Genomic DNA, 17,622 nt, shown 5'->3' on the forward strand with positions numbered 1-17,622 from the left:
CGGTTCGCTCCGGGCGGCGTGAGCGACGGCCGGCGCGGGGCCGCGGCTGCGCGCGGCGCTGCGGGCGCTCGGGCTCCCGTCGCGGTGAGCTCAGCCCTGGACGGTGGGGCGAATCACCAGCTCGCCGATCTCGACGTCCCACGGCTGGTCCACGCAGAACTCCACCGCCCGCGCGACCGCGTCGGGGCTGATCGCGGTGGTGGCGGCGTTCGCCTGGATCCCCGCCCGCACGTCCGGGTCGGTGATGGAGTCGGCGAAGTCGGTGCGCACGTAGCCGGGCGAGATCGCCGTCGTCTTGACCACGCCGTCGGTCGACTCCTGGCGCAGCCCCTCGAGGAGGGTGCGGACGGCGTTCTTGGTGGCGGCGTAGACCGCCATCGTCGGGACGATCTTGAGCCCCGCGGTCGAGACGATGGTGACGAAGTGCCCGCGACCCTGCTCGCGGAAGACCGGCAGCGCCGCGCCGAGGCCGTGCAGCACACCGCGCAGGTTGACGTCGATCATCGCCGCCCAGTCGTCCTCCCGGCCGGCGTCGAGCCGCGAGATCGGCCCGATCCCGGCGTTGCCCACCAGCACGTCGAGCCGGCCGTGCTCCTCGCGGGCGGCGGCCACCAGCCGGTCGAGGTCCTCGCGGCGGGTGACGTCGGCGGTCACCGCGGTGGCGCCCAGCTCCTCGGCCAGTGCCTCGATCCGGTCGGTGCGCCGCGCCCCCAGCACGAGTCGCGCGCCGCGGGCGGCCAGACGCCGCGCGGTCGCCTCCCCGATCCCGCCACTCGCCCCGGTGATGACCACGACCTTGTCCTGCACGTCCGTCACGCCTAGCCTCCTCGGTGAAGCGGACACACTGTCCACTTCTTCCACTCAACCGGACAACGTGTCCGTTTTCAAGTCCGGGAGGTGTCGGTGGTGGCACGCGCCGACGCCGCGCGCAGCCGGGCGGCCATCCTCCGAGCGGCGGCGGAGCTGGTGGCCGACCGCAGTGGTGAGCTCCGGCTCAGCGCCGTGGCCAGGGCCGCCGGGGTGGGCCAGGGGACGCTCTACCGGCACTTCCCCACCCAGGAGGACCTGCTGCGGGCGCTCTACACCGGCGAGATCGACGAGCTGGTCGCCGAGGCGACCACCCTGGTCGCGGCCCACCCGCCCCCGGAGGCGCTGCGGCGCTGGTTCGACCGCCTCGCGGCGTACGCCCGGGTCAAGCTGGGCGTGGTGGCGGCGGTCGAGGACAGCGTGTGGACCGACCTGCACGCCCAGACCCCGGGCAAGCTCGGCGCGGCCCTGACCACGCTGTTGACCGCCGGCTCGGCCGACGAGAGCCTGCGCGCGGACGTCGACCCGCGCGACGTGGTGCTGCTGTCGTGGTTCCTCGCCCACGTGGAGGACGCGGAGTGGGACGAGCGGGTGCCGCGGCTGCTCGACGTCCTGGTGGCCGGGCTGCGCGCCTGAGCCCGGCTCAGGCGGCGTGCGAGCGGGCCCAGGCGACGGTGTCGTCCACGAACACCTCGAGGCGGGCGCGGGCCCCGCTCTCGTCGACGGCCCCCAGCCCGTTGGCCACGTGCTCGCGGGTGTGGCCGTCGGCCACCACCAGGACCTCGGTGTTGCCGGCGTCCCAGATCGCCGTCGGCGGCTCGTAGTCCGGCGGGTCGTCGAGCAGCCCGGCGTCGTCGCCGCGGTGCAGCAGCCGCTGGACGTCGGCCTCGGTGGCGCGGAAGGAGTACGTCGTGCCGTCGTCGCGGTAGCCGCTGACCGTGCCGTCGCCGAGCACCTCCAGCAGGGGCGGCGGGTCGTCGCCGTTGGTCCCGGGACCCATGCCCGCCGTGCGGACGATCTGCAGGACGACGGCGTCGCCACCGGGGTGGTCGACGTCGGCCCGCTGGCAGCCGGTGAGCACGGTGAGGAGGCCGCAGAGGCCCGCGAGCAGGAGGATCCGCACGGGGGTCCGACGCCGGGCCCGGGTGGCTGGCTCCGTGCGGTCGGGAGGGGACTACAGCGTGGGCGGGTCGACCTGGATGCGGACCGCGTCGAGCTTGCGGGCCGAGCGGACCCGCTGGACGTCGCCGAGCGCGTGCGACAACGCGCGGCCGTAGGCCTTCGGCACCCGCACCACGGCCCGCGACTCCTCGCCGGCCGGCACCGGGCCGAGCAGCTCGAAGCCCGTGGGCCGGTCCAGGAGGGTGAGCGCGTCGTCGACCGCGCCCGGCTCGCCGGTGATCGTGGCCAGCCGGGAGGCCGGCGGCAGGTGGGCCTCGCGGCGCTCGGCGGCCTCGCGGGCCGCGAACCCCGCCGGGTCCCACCGCACCAGCGCCTGCACGGCCGGGTGGCCCGGGTCGCCGACGACGACGGCGCGGCCGCCGGGGCGCACCAGGGCGACGGCGTTGGACCAGCGGCGCAGCGCCTCCTCGGCCGTGCGCAGGTGGGCCAGGCCGAGCAGCAGCCAGGTGTCGAGGAGCACGACCGCGGCGTACCCGCCCTCGGCCACCGGCTCCGCGCCCGGCGTGGCCACCACGACGGCCGGCTCCGGCCCGACCTCGGCCAGCACCTTGTCGCCACCCGAGGTGCGCACGACGGTGCCGGCGAAGGACCGGCCGAGCTCCTCGGCGGTGCGCGTCTCCCCCACCACCGGCGCCCGGAGGCCGCGGTGACCGCACTCGGGGCACGCCCAGGCCTCGTCGACGGTGCCGCACCAGCGGCAGACCGGCGGCGCCGTGGCGCTGGTCAGGTGGAGGGGGCCCGAGCACGTCCGGCAGCGCGCCGGGGTGCGGCAGCGCTCACAGGCCAGGGCGGCGGCGTACCCGCTGCGCGGCGTCTGCACCAGCACCGGGCCGTCGGCCAGCGCGTCGCGGATCGCCCGGTGCGCCTCGGTGGGCACGCGGGTGACGCCGGCCAGCGGGTCGCGGGCCAGGGCGAACTCGTCGGCGCCGGCCACGCTGACCGTGACCCGCTGCCGCAGCACCTCCCGCGGCGGGGCGAGCCGGTGCGCCCACCCGGAGCGCGCGAGCTGGTCGGCCTCCACGCTGGTCGCGAACCCACCCACCAGGGCCGCCGCGCCCTCGCGCTCGGCGCGGAGCAGGAGGGTCTCGCGGGCGTGGGGGGTAGGGCGCGCGGGGCTCGGCGTGCAGGTCGTCGCCGTCGTCCCAGATCGCCACCAGCCCGAGGCCGGCGACCGGCGCGAACGCCGCCGCGCGGGTGCCGACCACGACCCGGCGTCGCCCGCGCGAGACCGCGAGGAAGTCGCGGTAGCGCTTGGCCGGCCCGGCGTCGGCGGTGAGCACGACGTGCTGGTCGGGGCCGAGCACCGCGGTCAGCGCGGCGTCCACCCGGGCCACGTCCTTGCGGTCGGGCACGACCAGCAGCGCCCCGCGGTCCCCGGCCAGGGCCGCCGCGGCGGCGTGCGCCAGCAGCCGTGGCCAGTCGGTGCCCGGCGCCGCCGCCCACACCGCCCGGGGCGCTCCCCCGTCGGCCAGGTGGGCCAGGAACGCCGGCCCCGGCGGGTGGTCGGCCCACGCCTGCTCGCCGGCCGCCGCGTCGTGCGCCGGCGGCGGCGCCGGCTCCACGGAGTCCTTCTTCTCGGTGGCCGCGTGCCGGCTGGGCACGGCCAGGCGCAGCACGTCCGAGCGCGTGCCGGCGTACCGCTCGGCCAGCTCGCCCGCGAGCGCGGCCACGGCGGGCGACAGCACCGGCTCCGCGCTGACCACCCGCCGCAGCGGCGTCAGCGACCCGCCGCGCTCGGTCTGCGCCGCCCGGCCCAGCACGAAGCCGTCGACTTCCCGCCCGGCGAACCGCACCTTGACCCGCACCCCCGGCTGCGCGTCCGCCGCCATCGACGCCGGCACCTCGTAGTCGAAGGGCCGGTCCAGGTGCGCCAGCGGCACGTCGACCAGCACCCGCGCCACCGGGTCGACCTCCGCGGCCGGCTCCGGCTCGCTCGCCGCGCGCCGCGTCGGCCGCACCCGGGCGCGCACGAGCCCTGGCAGCAGCTCGTCCTGCTCCCGGGGCTCGGGGCGCTCGGCGCGCGTGGCGGTGGGCTCGGGCACGACGACATGACTACCAGCCGCCGCCCCCGGCCCGCGCCGCGTCCCGGAACGGACCGAGGGCTCCCGGACGGCCGCAGCCGCTCCGGGAGCCCTCGGGCTCAGCTCAGGTCACGCGAGCGTCAGCGGTGGTGCCGCTTCGGCTTGCCGTGCACCTTGCGCGTCCCCGACTCCTGGGTGCCGGGAGCGTAGGTCGGCGCGGTCGCGGTCACGATGACGCTGATCTTGTCGCCCTTGTCCTTGCGCTTGAGCTTGTACTTCTTGCCGTCCGCGCCCTGGATGGCCTTGCCGTCGCGCAGCCACTGGTAGCCACTGATCGTGGCACCCGACGGCAGCCCGGTGACCTTGGCCTTGAGCTTCTTGCCGACGACGGCCTTGCCCTTGGCCTTGACCTTGCCGACGACGACCTTCGGGTCGCAGGTGTAGACGGTGATGTCGTCGACGTACCAGCCGATGAAGGACACCGAGGCGTCGGTGTTCATCGTGAACTGCGGCTTGACCGTCTTGCCGGCGAACGACGACAGGTCGAGCCGGCTGGCCGTGTAGCCGCGGCTGTCCCCGCCGAAGCCCTTGCGCTTGTTGGCCGGGTTGGTCGAGCTGAGGATCGTCTGCTCGGGGCCGTTGACCCACGGGAGCCCCGCAGCGTCCACGGGACCGTCCGGCGTGGCGACGTCGTCGACCTCGACGGTGCCGGCGTCGTAGGCGACGCCGCCGTAGTCGTAGTCGAGCAGGCGCCAGTGCTGGAAGTACAGGTAGGACGTCCGGCCCGCCGGGAGCGAGATGCCGTTGGCCGCGACCAGCGACGACCGACCGGCCGTGGCCGGCTCCTCGCTGGACCACGACGACGTCCCGCTCTTGGCCACCGGGCCGAAGCCGTCGACGCCCGCGCGGTCCCAGGTCGCGCCCGCCACGAACTTCGAGGCGGGGTCACCGGACTCGCTGTCGAACAGGGTGCGGGCCACGCTGCCGGTGGGGCAGGTCGCCTGCGCGTCGGCCGGCTGGGCGGCGTTCAGCGGGGTCTGGCGCAGCTCGGTGGCCAGGGTGGCCTGGTGCACCGCCTCACAGTTGGCGGCGGTCATCTGACCCGCGGCCTGGAGCGTGGCGCACGACTGCTCGAGCACCGCCGCCTCGTCGGCGTAGTCGCTGCCCGAGGACAGGGACTGGTCGGTGAGCAGCCAGAGCTTGGCGGACCTGGTCAGGTTGGGATCGCCGGCATCGATACCGGAGATGGTCTGGCCGTTGAACGTCCCACCCTGGGAGATCAGGTAGAACGTCTTGTTGCCGACGCCGGAGTTGGAGTGCACGCCGTCCTGGTCGGGGTAGCCGGTGCCGTCGGTGTAGATGTCCTCGCGGACCCACAGCGGGCTCGACGTCTTGTCGGCGTTGCCGTACTTCGTCGGGTCCTGCATGTCGCGCAGTCCCTCCGGGAAGCCCGGGACGTCCTCGCCGATGGCCCACGCGGTGGCCGGGGTGTCGGAGGCCGTGACGTGCTGGTGGTCGACGATCTCGCCCATGATGTCCGAGATCGACTCGTTCATCGCACCCGACTGACCCCAGTAGACGAGGTTGGAGCTGCGCTCGGTGACCCCGTGGGTCATCTCGTGGCCCACCACGTCGTCGGCACCGGCGAAGCCCGTGCCGTAGTACATCTGCTGGCCGTTCCAGAACGCGTTGCCGTAGGGGCAGTAGGGGTTGCCCGGCACCGAGGGGTCGGGGTCGGTGAAGCACATCCGGACGGTCTGCGCCAGCGCCTTGGTGCCGCCGCCGATGTCGCGCCCGATCAGGGCGGTGAGGTCGACGCCGAGGCCGGCGTAGGTCTGCGAGACCGCGCCCGCCAGGTCGTAGGCGGTGTCGACGTCGGCCTGGCCGACCGGAGCCTGGCCCTCGACCCTCGCCGGCGGCGAGGAGGTGACGCACGGCTTCGGGTCCTCGGCGTCCGGGTCGTTGGCCGTGCTGTTGGCGTTGTCGCAGACCACCCGGTTCAGCGCGTTCGCGATCATGTCCGCGTCGAGCAGCACGCCCCCGGTCTGGTCGTCCACGAGGACCATCCGGCGCTCGTCGGCACCGCGGGTCAGCTCGAAGCGGTGGACGGTGCGCGTGCCCAGGCTCGGCGACAGCTCGACGAGAGTCGGGTCGAGGACCCAGCGGCCCTGGTCGGTGACCGACGGCGCGGCTCCCGCACCGGCGACCTTCTCGAAGGCCTGCACGGCGGTGGCGCGCGCGGCGTCGCCCGAGACCCGGGCGGCCTTGACCGAGGTGGCCCAGGAGGTCTCGCCGAGGATCGAGGTCGGCTGGCGGTCCTGGCCCAGGCTGACGACGACCTCACCGCCGAGGACCGGCAGTCCGCCGACCTCCTGCTGGTAGCGCGCGACGTCACCGGTCGAGGTGGCCGAGCTGCTGAGCGGGCTCAGCGAGGTGCCCGCCTGCGTGATGCCGAGCGCCGCGCCGTAGCGCTGGAGCGCCGCACCGGCGGCGTCGGCGACGCTGGTGGCGCGGGTGACGCCGGGGGTGGTCAGCTCCGAGCCGGCGGGCACGCCGACGAAGGTGACGCGACCGGAGGCGTCGCTGCGCAGCGTGAGCCGCCCCGACGCGTCGGACTTGAGGCGGCTGACCGCCGCCGAGGCGGCGTCGGCCGGCGCCGCGGAGCCAGGGGCTCCCGTGACGGCCAGGGCGGAGCCGGCCAGGGCGGCGGTCGCCGCGACTGAGACCAGCAGACGGACATGACGAGGCAAAGGGTGCTCCCGAGGGTGGTGGGTTGGTCGGAGCAACCTAACCCCTGCCACCGACGGCGGGCACCCCGCAGGAGGTGGGACGGACCCGGATAGTTCCGGATCCGTCCCGCGACCGGTCAGCCGGCGACGGCGGCCTTGAGCGCGTCGGCGCGGTCGGTGCGCTCCCAGGTGAACTCGGGCAGCTCGCGGCCGAAGTGGCCGTACGCCGAGGTCTTGGCGTAGATCGGGCGGAGCAGGTCGAGGTCCTGGATGATCGCGGCGGGGCGGAGGTCGAAGACCTGCAGGACGGCCTGTTGGATGTCCTCGTCGGGGACCGTGCCGGTGCCGAAGGTCTGGATGAAGACGCCGACGGGCTGGGCCTTGCCGATGGCGTAGGCGACCTGCGCCTCGCACCGGCGGGCGAGGCCGGCCGCGACGACGTTCTTGGCCACCCAGCGCATGGCGTACGCCGCGGAGCGGTCGACCTTCGACGGGTCCTTGCCGGAGAAGGCGCCGCCGCCGTGGCGGGCCATGCCGCCGTAGGTGTCGACGATGATCTTGCGGCCGGTGAGACCGGCGTCGCCCATGGGGCCGCCAATCACGAACTTGCCGGTCGGGTTGACCAGGAGCCGGTAGCCCTCGGAGGGCAGGTCGAAGCCGGCCAGGATCGGGTCGATGACGTGCTTCTTCACGTCGGCCTCGAGGGTGTCGAGGGTGACGTCCTCGGAGTGCTGCGAGGAGAGCACGACGGTGTCGATGCGGACCGGGCGGTCGTCGGCGTCGTACTCGATGGTGACCTGGGTCTTCCCGTCCGGGCGCAGGTAGGGCAGCGTGCCGTCCTTGCGGACCTCGGTGAGCCGCTCGGCCAGGCGGTGCGCGATGGTGATCGGCAGCGGCATGAGCTCGGGGGTGTCGTCGCAGGCGTAGCCGAACATCAGGCCCTGGTCGCCGGCGCCCTGCTTCTCCATCGCGTCCACCGAGCCGGTGCGCGACTCGAACGCCGTGTCGACGCCCTGGGCGATGTCGGGCGACTGGGCGCCGATGGCGATCTGCACGCCGCAGCCGCGGCCGTCGAAGCCCTTGGCGCCGTCGTCGTAGCCGATCTCGACGATCTTGTCGCGGACCAGCTTGGCGATGGGCGCGTAGCTCGAGGTGGTGACCTCGCCGGCCACGACGACCAGCCCGGTGGTCAGCAGCGTCTCGACGGCGACCCGGCTGTGCGGGTCGTCGGACAGCAGCGCGTCGAGCACGGTGTCGCTGATGGCGTCGGCGATCTTGTCCGGGTGACCCTCGGTCACGGACTCGGAGGTGAAGAGGCGTCCAGTCACGGCCGGAAGCCTAACCAGCCCGAGACGCCCGTCCCGAATCGCGGACGTACGCCGGAACGGGACCCGTCCGAGTCGTCCGGCGGCCTCAGGGCAGCTCAGGGCAGCCGGGGCGCCACCTGGTCCCAGATGGCGTGCGCGAGCGCGGTCTTGCTGCCGCGGGGCACCTCGGTGGCACCACCGTCGGCGGCCAGGATGACCGCCTCGTTGTCCGGGCTGCCGAAGACCGCTCCCCCGCTGACGTCGTTGACCACCAGCAGGTCGCAGCCCTTGCGGGCCAGCTTGGCCCGGCCGAGCTCGAGCACCGAGCCGGTGGCGTCGCCGGTCTCGGCCGCGAAGCCCACGACCACCGCACCGGCGCGCGGCCGGGTGGTGCTGAGCTCGCGCAGGATGTCGGGGTTCTGGGTCAGCTCCAGGGCCGGCGCGGAGCCGTCGTCGGCCTTCTTGATCTTGGCCTCGCTGGTCGAGGTGGGCCGGAAGTCGGCGGGGGCCGCGGCCATCACCACCGCGTCGGCGGAGGAGGCGGCGGCCAGCACCTCGGTGCGCAGCTGCTCGGTCGTCTCGACCCGGACCACCTTGACGCCCGCCGGGTCCGGCAGCGCGGTGTTGGCGGCCACCAGGGTGACCTGGGCGCCGCGGGACGCCGCCGCCCGGGCGAGCGCATAGCCCTGGAGGCCCGAGGAGCGGTTGCCGAGGAAGCGGACCGGGTCGAGGTACTCCCGCGTGCCGCCGGCGCTCACCACCACCGAGCGGCCGGCCAGGTCGGGTACGACGGCTCCGCGGGTCAGCACGTCGACGCACACGTCGTAGATCTCGTCCGGGTCCGGCAGCCGACCCTTGCCGGAGTCGGTGCCGGTCAGCCGGCCCTCGGCGGGCTCGATGACCAGGCTGCCGCGGCGACGCAGGGTGGTGACGTTCTCCTGGGTGGCCGGGTGCTCCCACATCTCGGTGTGCATGGCCGGCGCGAAGACGACCGGGCAGCGCGCGGTGAGCAGCGTGCTGGTCAGCAGGTCGTCGGCCAGGCCGTGCGCGGCCTTGGCCAGCAGGTCGGCGGTGGCCGGCGCGACCACGACCAGGTCGGCCGACTGGCCGATGCGCACGTGCGGGACCTCGTGCACCGAGTCCCACACCTCGGTGGCGACCGGGTGGTGCGACAGCGCGGCCCAGGTGGGCGCGCCCACGAACCGCAGCGCCGCGGCGGTCGGCACGACGGTCACGTCGTGACCGGCCTCGGTGAAGCGGCGCAGCAGCTCCGCGGCCTTGTACGCCGCGATGCCCCCGGCGACGCCGAGGACCACGCGGCTCAGCGGGTGCTCCGGTGGCTCAGGCGTCGGCGGCGGCGTCGGAGGCGCCGGCCTTGGCCGCGGCCTCCTCGGCGGCCAGCTCGGCCGGGTCGACGTCCTCGCAGGTCAGCATGTCCTCACCGATCTCGCGCAGCGCGATCGAGAGCGGCTTCTCCTGCACGTGGGTGTCGACGAGCGGACCGACGTACTCGAGCAGGCCCTCGCCGAGCTGGGAGTAGTAGGCGTTGATCTGCCGGGCGCGCTTGGCGCTGTAGAGGACGAGCTTGTACTTGCTGTCGGTCTTGGTCAGCAGGTCGTCGATGGAGGGGTTGGTGACACCTTCGGCATCGATCTTGGGGGCAGACACGCGTGAGCCTCTCAACGGTGGGAGTCGGGCGACGCCCTGGAGGGCGTGCTCAGGGCGCGGCAGTGCCGGCGTCCAACTCCATCAAGGCTACCAACTCCTCCGCAGCGGCGTGAACTTCGCGGTTGACGATGCTCACGTCGAACTCCGCCTGCGCCGCCAGCTCCTCGCGGGCCGTGGCCAGCCGGCGCTCCCGCTCGGCCTCGCCCTCCGTGCCGCGCCCGACCAGCCGGCGGACCAGCTCCTCCCAGCTCGGCGGCTCGAGGAAGACGAAGAGCGCCTCGGGCATGGTCTCGCGCACCTGCCGCGCGCCCTGCAGGTCGATCTCCAGCAGGGCGGGCTGGCCGGAGGCCAGCGCGAGGTCCACCGGCTGCCGCGGGGTGCCGTAGCGGTTGCGCCCGTGCACGACCGCCCACTCCAGCAGCTCGCCGTCGGCCACCATCCGGTCGAACTCCTCGGTGGAGACGAACCAGTAGTGCACACCGTTCTGCTCCCCCGGCCGCGGCTCCCGGGTGGTCGCGGAGACCGAGATCCAGACCTCCGGGTGGTGGGCGCGGATGTCGGCCGCGACCGTGCCCTTGCCGACCGCGGTCGGGCCGGCCAGGACGACGAGGCGGCGCTTGCGCTCGGGGCTGGACCCCGGCTCAGGCACCGAACTCGCGCTCGAGCGCCGCGACCTGCTTGGTCCCCAGCCCGCGCACCCGGCGGCTCTCGGCGATGCCGAGGCGCTCCATGGTCTGCTTGGCCCGCACCTTGCCGAGCCCGGGCATCGACTGCAGCAGGTCGACGACCCGCATCTTGCCGATGACCTCGTTGCGCTGCCCCTCGGCCAGGACCTCGGAGATGGACGCACCGGCGTTCTTGAGCCGGTTCTTGACCTCGGCGCGTTCACGCCGTGATGCGGCGGCCTTCTCGAGGGCCGCCTGTCGCTGTTCGGGTGTGAGCGGGGGCAGAGCCACGGGTGCGAGGTCCTTCTCGGTGTTCGACGGGGAGGGAGGCGTGTCGGTCAGCGTGCCGTTCAACATAGCCACGTCGGACGGCGCGCGGCAATCGACCCCCGCCTACCGCCCGCCCGCTACCCGATCCGGGTGAGCCTCGCCTCCTCATGCCTGCAGCGGCGTGCCGCACACGTCCTTGGCCTGCTGGTCGACCGCGTTGAAGGCCGCCACCGTGCCCGGGCTGGTCAGCCGGCGGGCCGCGGCGTCGATGGCGTCCTTCTGCTTCGCCGTGAGCCCCGCGGGCGGCTGGTCGCGGTCGTACGTCGTGGGGTCGACCCCGGCGTCGTCGAGCGCGTCGCGCAGCCCCTCGAGCGCGTCGACGACCGTGCGCCAGTCGTCGCGGATGTCGTCCGGCGCATCGCCGGCCAGGTCGCGGAAGACCGGCAGCGCCTCGAGCAGCGCGTCCGCGCCACCCCCGCCCAGCAGGTCACCGAGCTCCCGCTGGTGCGACTTCACCGCGTCGCAGTACTGGTCCTTCTGGTCGCCGCACCCGCCGAGCAGGAGGGACACGACGGCGGCCAGGACCAGCACCGCGGCCCGGGTCACGCCCGCAGCTCGTCGTTGAGCCGGTGGGCCTCGGCCCGCATCGCCTCGACCGACGGGCCGCGGCGCAGCACCTCGCGCGAGGAGCTGGGCAGGACGGCGGCCGCGCTCCCGAAGAGGCGGCGCAGGTCGGCCACCGTGCCGCCCTGGGCGCCGAAGCCCGGCGCCAGCACCGGGCCGCCGAAGGCGAGGTCCTCCTCGGTGGCGCCGATGGTCGCGCCGACCACCGCGCCGAAGGAGCCGAGCGGGTCGGTGTCGGCGTTGAGCCGGCGCAGGTGGCCGAGGACGGTGCCGGCGACGGTGTCGCCGTCCGCGCTCACCGCGGCCTGGACCTCGGGCCCCTCCTTGTTGGACGTCAGCGCCAGCACGAACAGCCCGCCCCCGTGGCGGCGGGCCGCGTCGACGAACGGGTCGAGGGAGCCGAAGCCGAGGAACGGGCTGACCGTCACCGCGTCCGAGCCGAGCGGGGAGGCGGGGTCGAGGTAGGCGTCGGCGTACGCCGCGCTGGTCGAGCCGATGTCGCCGCGCTTGACGTCGAGGAGGACGAGCGCGCCCGCCGCCTTGGCCTCGGCCACCACGCGCTCGAGGACCGCGACCCCGCGGCTGCCGAACCGCTCGAAGAACGCCGACTGGGGCTTGACCACCGAGACCACCGGCGCGAGCGCCTCGACGGCGGTGAGCGCGAACCGCTCCAGCCCCGCCACGTCGTCGGACAGCCCCCACTCCTGGAGCAGCGCGCTGTGCGGGTCGACTCCGGCGCAGAGCGGGCCGCGCTCGGCGAGGGCGGTGTGCAGGCGGTGGCCGAAGCTCATGCGACTCCCTGGATGATCCGACGGGGCCAGCCCGGCCCCTCGTAGACGAACGCGGTGTAGCCCTGCAGCAGGTCGGCCCCGGCCTCGAGCCGGGCCCGGGCGTCGTCGGCGGTGGTGATGCCGCCGACGCCGATGAGCGTGAGCTGGTCGCCGACCCGCCCGCGCAGCAGCCGGACCACCTCGAGGGAGCGCTCGGTGAGCGGGCGCCCGGACAGGCCGCCGGCGCCCACGGCCTCGATGCGGTCGACCGGGGTGCGCAGGCCGGCGCGGGAGATCGTGGTGTTGGTGGCGATGACGCCGTCCAGCCCGACCGCCACCGCGAGGTCGGCCACGGCGAGCACGTCGTCGTCGGCCAGGTCGGGGGCGATCTTCACCAGCAGCGGTACGCCGCCCGCCACCGCCCGCACGGCGAGCAGGATCGGCTCGAGCTTCTCCACCGCCTGCAGGTCGCGGAGCCCCGGCGTGTTGGGCGAGGACACGTTGACCACGAGGTAGTCCGCGTGCGGGGCCAGCAGCCGCGCGGACTTCTCGTAGTCGCCGACCGCCTCCGCCTCGGGCACGACCTTGGACTTGCCGATGTTGATGCCGAGGACCGGGCCGCCGGCGCCGGCACCCCGGCGGCCGCGGGCGGCCAGCCGGGCGGCGACCGCCTCGGCGCCGTCGTTGTTGAAGCCCATCCGGTTGACCACCGCGCGGTCGGCGGTGAGCCGGAACAGCCGCGGCCTGGGGTTGCCCGGCTGCGGCTCGCCGGTGACCGTGCCGACCTCGACGTGGCCGAAGCCCAGCGCGCCCAGGGCGTCGATGCCCACGGCGTTCTTGTCGAAGCCGGCGGCCAGCCCCAGCACGTTGGGGAAGCGCAGCCCCATCGCCTCGACCGGTCGGCCCGGCGTGCGCCGACTGGCCAGGACCGGGCGCGCGGCCCGGAGCGCGCGGAACCCGAGGTGGTGCGCCCGCTCCGGGTCGACCCGGGTGAAGCCGTGGTCGAACAGGGCGGAGTAGATCAAGCGAACCAGTCCTGCAGGGACCGCACGCCGATCGAGCCGCGCTTGGCCGCCTCGATGCCCTGCACGGCGGCGCCGAGACCCTGGACGGTGGTGATGCACGGGATGTTGGCCATCACCGCGGCGGTGCGGATCTCGTAGCCGTCCACCCGCGCGGACCCACCTCCGGCTCCCCCACCCGCCGAGCCGTACGGCGTGTTGACGACCAGGTCGATGTCGCCGTCCAGGATCCGCTGCACCGTGGTCCGCTCGTCGCCCTCGCCGGCGCCCTCGAAGTGCTTGCGCACGACCGTGGCCTCGACGCCGTTGCGCCGCAGCGCCTCCGCCGTGCCCTGGGTGGCGAGGATCTCGAAGCCCATGTCGGCCAGCACCTTGATGGGGAAGATCATCGTGCGCTTGTCGCGGTTGGCCATGGAGACGAAGACCTTGCCCGAGGTCGGCAGCGAGCCGTACGCCGCGGCCTGGGACTTGGCGAAGGCCTGGCCGAAGTTGGCGTCGAGCCCCATCACCTCGCCGGTCGACTTCATCTCCGGGCCGAGCACGGTGTCGACCTGCTGGCCGTCGGGCGTGCGGAACCGGTTGAACGGCATCACCGCCTCCTTGACCGCGATCGGCTGGTCCGGGGGCAGCGTCCCCCCGTCGCCCTCGGCGGGCAGCACGCCGGCCGCGCGCAGCCCGGCCACGGTCTCGCCCAGCATGATCCGGGCCGCGGCCTTGGCCAGCGGCGTGGCGGTGGCCTTGGAGACGAACGGCACGGTGCGCGACGCGCGCGGGTTGGCCTCGAGGACGTAGAGGATGTCGGCGCCGAGGGCGTACTGGATGTTGAGCAGCCCGCGCACCCCGACGCCACGCGCGATGGCCTCGGTGGCCTCCCGGATCCGGGCGATCTCGGAGTCGCCCAGGGTGATCGGGGGCAGCGCGCAGGACGAGTCGCCGGAGTGGATGCCGGCCTCCTCGATGTGCTCCATCACGCCGCCGAGGAAGAGCTCCTCGCCGTCGAACAGCGCGTCGACGTCGATCTCGACCGCGTCGTCGATGAACCGGTCGACCAGCACCGGGTGCTCGGGGCTGACCTCGGTGGCCCGGGTGATGTAGCCCTCGAGCGCCTCGTCGCCGTACACGATCTCCATGCCGCGCCCGCCGAGGACGTACGACGGCCGCACCAGCACCGGGTAGCCGATCTCCGCCGCGATCGCCTGCGCCTCGGCGAAGGACGTGGCCAGGCCGTGCTTGGGCGCCGGCAGCCCGGCCTCGGCCAGCACCCGGCCGAAGGCGCCGCGCTCCTCGGCCAGGTGGATGGCGCGCGGCGAGGTGCCGACGATCGGCACGCCGTTGTCCTCCAGTCCCTGGGCGAGCCCGAGCGGGGTCTGGCCGCCGAGCTGGCAGATCACGCCGGCCACCTCGCCGGCCTGCTGCTCGGCGTGCACCACCTCGAGCACGTCCTCGAGCGTGAGCGGCTCGAAGTAGAGCCGGTCGGAGGTGTCGTAGTCGGTCGAGACGGTCTCGGGGTTGCAGTTGACCATCACCGTCTCGTAGCCGGCCTCGCTGAGCGCGAGCGAGGCGTGCACGCAGGAGTAGTCGAACTCGATGCCCTGCCCGATCCGGTTCGGCCCCGAGCCCAGGATGATCACGGCCGGGCGCTCGCGGGGCTGCACCTCGCTCTCCTCGTCGTAGGAGGAGTAGTGGTACGGCGTGGCCGCGGCGAACTCCGCCGCGCAGGTGTCGACGGTCTTGTAGACCGGCCGGATGCCCAGCGCGTGCCGCACGCCGCGGACCACGTCGGCGCTCATCCCCCGGATCTTGCCGATCTGGGCGTCGGAGAAGCCGTGGCGCTTGGCCCGGCGCAAGATCCCGGGCGTCAGCTCGGGCGCCGCGGTCACCTCGGCGGCGACCTCGTTGATGAGCTCGAGCTGGTCGACGAACCACGGGTCGATGAACGTCGCCGCGTGGACCTCCTCCGCGGTGGCCCCGGCCCGCAGCGTGTCCATGACCTTCTTGAGCCGGCCGTCGTGCGGGGTGCGGATCTCCTCGAGCAGCGCGTCCTTGTCGAGCTCGACCCACTCCTGGGTCCAGTCGAAGACCGCGCCCTTGCTCTCCAGGCTGCGCAGCGCCTTCTGCAGGGCCTCGGTGAAGTTGCGGCCGATGGCCATGGCCTCGCCGACCGACTTCATGTGCGTGGTGAGCACGGGGTCGGCGCCGGGGAACTTCTCGAAGGCGAAGCGCGGCACCTTGACCACGACGTAGTCCAGCGTGGGCTCGAACGCCGCCGGCGTGCTCGAGCCGTCCGCGCGCGTGGTGATGTCGTTGGGGATCTCGTCGAGGGTGTAGCCGATGGCGACCTTGGCCGCGATCTTGGCGATCGGGAAGCCGGTGGCCTTGGAGGCCAGCGCGCTGGAGCGCGAGACCCGCGGGTTCATCTCGATGACCACGACCCGGCCGTCGCTCGGGTTGACCGCGAACTGGATGTTGCAGCCCCCGGTGTCCACGCCGACCGAGCGGATGATGCCGATGGAGAGGTCGCGCAGGTGCTGGTACTCGCGGTCGGTGAGCGTCATCGCCGGCGCGACGGTGATCGAGTCGCCGGTGTGCACGCCCATCGGGTCGAGGTTCTCGATGGAGCACACGATCACCACGTTGTCCTTGGTGTCCCGCATGACCTCGAGCTCGTACTCCTTCCAGCCGAGGATCGACTCCTCGAGGAGCACCTCGGTGGTCGGGCTGGCCTGGAGCCCGGCGCCGGCGATGCGGCGCAGGTCGGTCTCGTCGTGGGCCATGCCCGAACCGGTGCCGCCCATGGTGAAGCTCGGGCGGACGACCACCGGGTAGCCCAGCTGCTCGACCGCCTGCAGGCAGTCCTCCATGGTGTGGCAGATCGCGCTGCGGGCCACCTCGCCGCCGAGGTCCTCGACGATCTTCTTGAAGATCTGCCGGTTCTCGCCGCGGTCGATGGCCTCGATGGAGGCGCCGATCAGCTCCACGCCGTACTTCTCGAGCACGCCGGCGGCGTCCAGCGCCATCGCCGTGTTGAGCGCGGTCTGGCCGCCGAGGGTGGCGAGGAGGGCGTCCGGGCGCTCCTTCTCGATGACCTTCTCCACGAACTCCGGGGTGATCGGCTCGACGTAGGTCGCGTCGGCGAACTCCGGGTCGGTCATGATCGTGGCCGGGTTGGAGTTGACCAGCACCACACGGATCCCCTCGGCGCGCAGCACGCGGCAGGCCTGGGTGCCGGAGTAGTCGAACTCGCAGGCCTGGCCGATGATGATCGGCCCCGAGCCGATGACCAGGACGCTCTTGATGTCCTCGCGCTTGGGCATCAGCGGCTCGCCTCCATGAGCTGGACGAAGCGGTCGAAGAGGTACGCCGCGTCGTGCGGTCCGGCCGCGGCCTCCGGGTGGTACTGCACGCTGAAGCCCTTCAGCCGACCGCCGGGATCGCGCAGCTCGAGGCCCTCGACCACGTCGTCGTTGAGGCAGACGTGGCTGACCGTGGCCACGCCGTACGCCGTGTCGGCGGGCCGGTCGAGCGGCGCGTCGACGGCGAAGCCGTGGTTGTGGGCGGTGACCTCGACCTTGCCCGTGGTCCGGTCCATCACGGGCTGGTTGATGCCGCGGTGGCCGTACTTCAGCTTGTAGGTGCCGAAGCCGAGGGCCCGGCCGAAGAGCTGGTTGCCGAAGCAGATGCCGAAGTAGGCGGTGTCGCGGGCCAGCAGCTCCTGCAGCAGCTCGACCTGACCGACCGTGGCGGCCGGGTCGCCGGGCCCGTTGGAGTAGAAGAGCCCGTCCGGCGCCACGGCCAGCACGTCCTCGACGCTCGCCGTCGCCGGCAGCACGTGCACCTCGACGCCGCGCTCGGCCAGCCGGTGCGGGGTCATCGACTTGATCCCCAGGTCGAGGGCCGCGACGGTCAGCCGCTTCTCCCCCACCGCCGCGACGACGTAGGTCTCGGGCGTGGACACCTCGCCGGCCAGCTCGGCGCCGGCCATCTCGGCCTGGCCGCGGACCCGCTCGAGCAGCGCGGCCGGGTCGGTGCCGGTCGAGGAGATGCCGACGCGCATGGCGCCCCGCTCGCGCAGGTGCCGGGTCAGGGCGCGGGTGTCGATGCCGGAGATGCCGACCACGCCCTGCGCGCGCAGCTCGTCGTCCAGGCTGCGCCGCGAGCGCCAGCTGGAGGGCACCCGGGCGGGGTCGCGCACGACGTACCCGGCCACCCAGATCCGGCGGGACTCCGCGTCCTCGTCGTTGATGCCGGTGTTGCCGACGTGCGGGGCGGTCATCACGACCACCTGGCGGTGGTAGGAGGGGTCGGTCAGCGTCTCCTGGTAGCCGGTCATGCCGGTGTTGAAGACCGCTTCGCCGAAGGTCTCGCCCTCGGCGCCGTACGCCTCGCCGTGGAAGGTGCGTCCGTCCTCGAGGACGAGGACCGCAGAGCCGTTCGTGGGGGCAGGCATGGTCTAGCCGTTCTCCTTCTCCGCCTCACGGGACGGCCAGTTAAAGGATGTCGGTCAGCCGCGACCCTACCAGCGGGCGGCCACCTGTCGGGACCGCGCCCACGGGTGGG

At 73.8% G+C, this 17,622-nt stretch carries 15 protein-coding genes; 1 reads left to right on the top strand and 14 read right to left on the bottom strand.

Annotated features, from left to right (window positions below):
- Positions 1–90: 90 nt before the first annotated feature.
- Entirely contained in the window at positions 91–816 is a 726-nt protein-coding gene (locus G5V58_RS12465; protein ID WP_165233042.1) for an SDR family oxidoreductase, read from the bottom strand.
- A 90-nt stretch (positions 817–906) separates the two neighbouring features.
- Between G5V58_RS12465 and G5V58_RS12470 the strand changes: the two genes are divergently transcribed.
- Positions 907–1,443, top strand: coding sequence for a TetR/AcrR family transcriptional regulator (locus G5V58_RS12470; protein ID WP_230487303.1), 537 nt, complete (start codon positions 907–909; stop codon positions 1,441–1,443).
- 7 nt (positions 1,444–1,450) lie between these two features.
- Here G5V58_RS12470 and G5V58_RS12475 read toward each other — a convergent pair whose 3' ends face one another.
- From G5V58_RS12475 to carA, 13 genes are all read right to left on the bottom strand, one after another.
- A complete protein-coding gene (locus G5V58_RS12475) occupies positions 1,451–1,930 on the bottom strand; it encodes a hypothetical protein (protein ID WP_165233045.1) in 480 nt (159 codons plus the stop codon).
- A gap of 835 nt (positions 1,931–2,765) precedes the next feature.
- Complete coding sequence (locus G5V58_RS25980; RefSeq protein ID WP_230487304.1) at positions 2,766–4,031, bottom strand: primosomal protein N' family DNA-binding protein; 1,266 nt, start codon at positions 4,029–4,031, stop codon at positions 2,766–2,768.
- Between the two features lie 119 nt (positions 4,032–4,150).
- Entirely contained in the window at positions 4,151–6,760 is a 2,610-nt protein-coding gene (locus G5V58_RS12485) for a M4 family metallopeptidase (protein ID WP_165233048.1), read from the bottom strand.
- Positions 6,761–6,876: 116 nt separating this feature from the next.
- The gene (metK, locus tag G5V58_RS12490; RefSeq protein WP_165233051.1) at positions 6,877–8,067 is read right to left on the bottom strand and encodes a methionine adenosyltransferase; all 1,191 of its coding nucleotides are present in this window, start codon (positions 8,065–8,067) and stop codon (positions 6,877–6,879) included.
- Between the two features lie 95 nt (positions 8,068–8,162).
- Positions 8,163–9,362: a bifunctional phosphopantothenoylcysteine decarboxylase/phosphopantothenate--cysteine ligase CoaBC gene (gene coaBC / locus G5V58_RS12495; protein WP_165233054.1), complete on the bottom strand. Its 1,200-nt coding sequence runs from the start codon at positions 9,360–9,362 to the stop codon at positions 8,163–8,165.
- 25 nt (positions 9,363–9,387) lie between these two features.
- Complete coding sequence (gene rpoZ, locus G5V58_RS12500) at positions 9,388–9,714, bottom strand: DNA-directed RNA polymerase subunit omega (protein ID WP_165233057.1); 327 nt, start codon at positions 9,712–9,714, stop codon at positions 9,388–9,390.
- 49 nt (positions 9,715–9,763) lie between these two features.
- Positions 9,764–10,363 carry a guanylate kinase gene (gmk, locus tag G5V58_RS12505; RefSeq protein ID WP_165233060.1) on the bottom strand — a complete coding sequence of 200 codons (600 nt, stop codon included), beginning with the start codon at positions 10,361–10,363 and terminating at the stop codon, positions 9,764–9,766.
- Positions 10,356–10,670: an integration host factor, actinobacterial type gene (gene mihF, locus G5V58_RS12510; RefSeq protein ID WP_165233063.1), complete on the bottom strand. Its 315-nt coding sequence runs from the start codon at positions 10,668–10,670 to the stop codon at positions 10,356–10,358. The genes gmk and mihF overlap by 8 nt, the downstream gene beginning before the upstream one ends.
- A 144-nt stretch (positions 10,671–10,814) precedes the next feature.
- Positions 10,815–11,255: a hypothetical protein gene (locus tag G5V58_RS12515; RefSeq protein ID WP_165233066.1), complete on the bottom strand. Its 441-nt coding sequence runs from the start codon at positions 11,253–11,255 to the stop codon at positions 10,815–10,817.
- Positions 11,252–12,064, bottom strand: a complete 813-nt coding sequence (pyrF, locus tag G5V58_RS12520) for an orotidine-5'-phosphate decarboxylase (protein WP_165233069.1) — start codon at positions 12,062–12,064, stop codon at positions 11,252–11,254. Before pyrF ends, G5V58_RS12515 begins: the two co-directional genes overlap by 4 nt.
- Positions 12,061–13,068 carry a quinone-dependent dihydroorotate dehydrogenase gene (locus G5V58_RS12525; protein ID WP_165233072.1) on the bottom strand — a complete coding sequence of 336 codons (1,008 nt, stop codon included), beginning with the start codon at positions 13,066–13,068 and terminating at the stop codon, positions 12,061–12,063. The genes pyrF and G5V58_RS12525 overlap by 4 nt, the downstream gene beginning before the upstream one ends.
- A complete protein-coding gene (carB, locus tag G5V58_RS12530) occupies positions 13,065–16,379 on the bottom strand; it encodes a carbamoyl-phosphate synthase large subunit (protein WP_165233085.1) in 3,315 nt (1,104 codons plus the stop codon). Before carB ends, G5V58_RS12525 begins: the two co-directional genes overlap by 4 nt.
- Positions 16,379–17,512, bottom strand: coding sequence for a glutamine-hydrolyzing carbamoyl-phosphate synthase small subunit (gene carA / locus G5V58_RS12535; protein WP_165233088.1), 1,134 nt, complete (start codon positions 17,510–17,512; stop codon positions 16,379–16,381). The genes carB and carA overlap by 1 nt, the downstream gene beginning before the upstream one ends.
- Positions 17,513–17,622: the final 110 nt, after the last annotated feature.

It is taken from the genome of Nocardioides anomalus, assembly GCF_011046535.1.
Taxonomy (GTDB): Bacteria; Actinomycetota; Actinomycetes; order Propionibacteriales; family Nocardioidaceae; genus Nocardioides; species Nocardioides anomalus.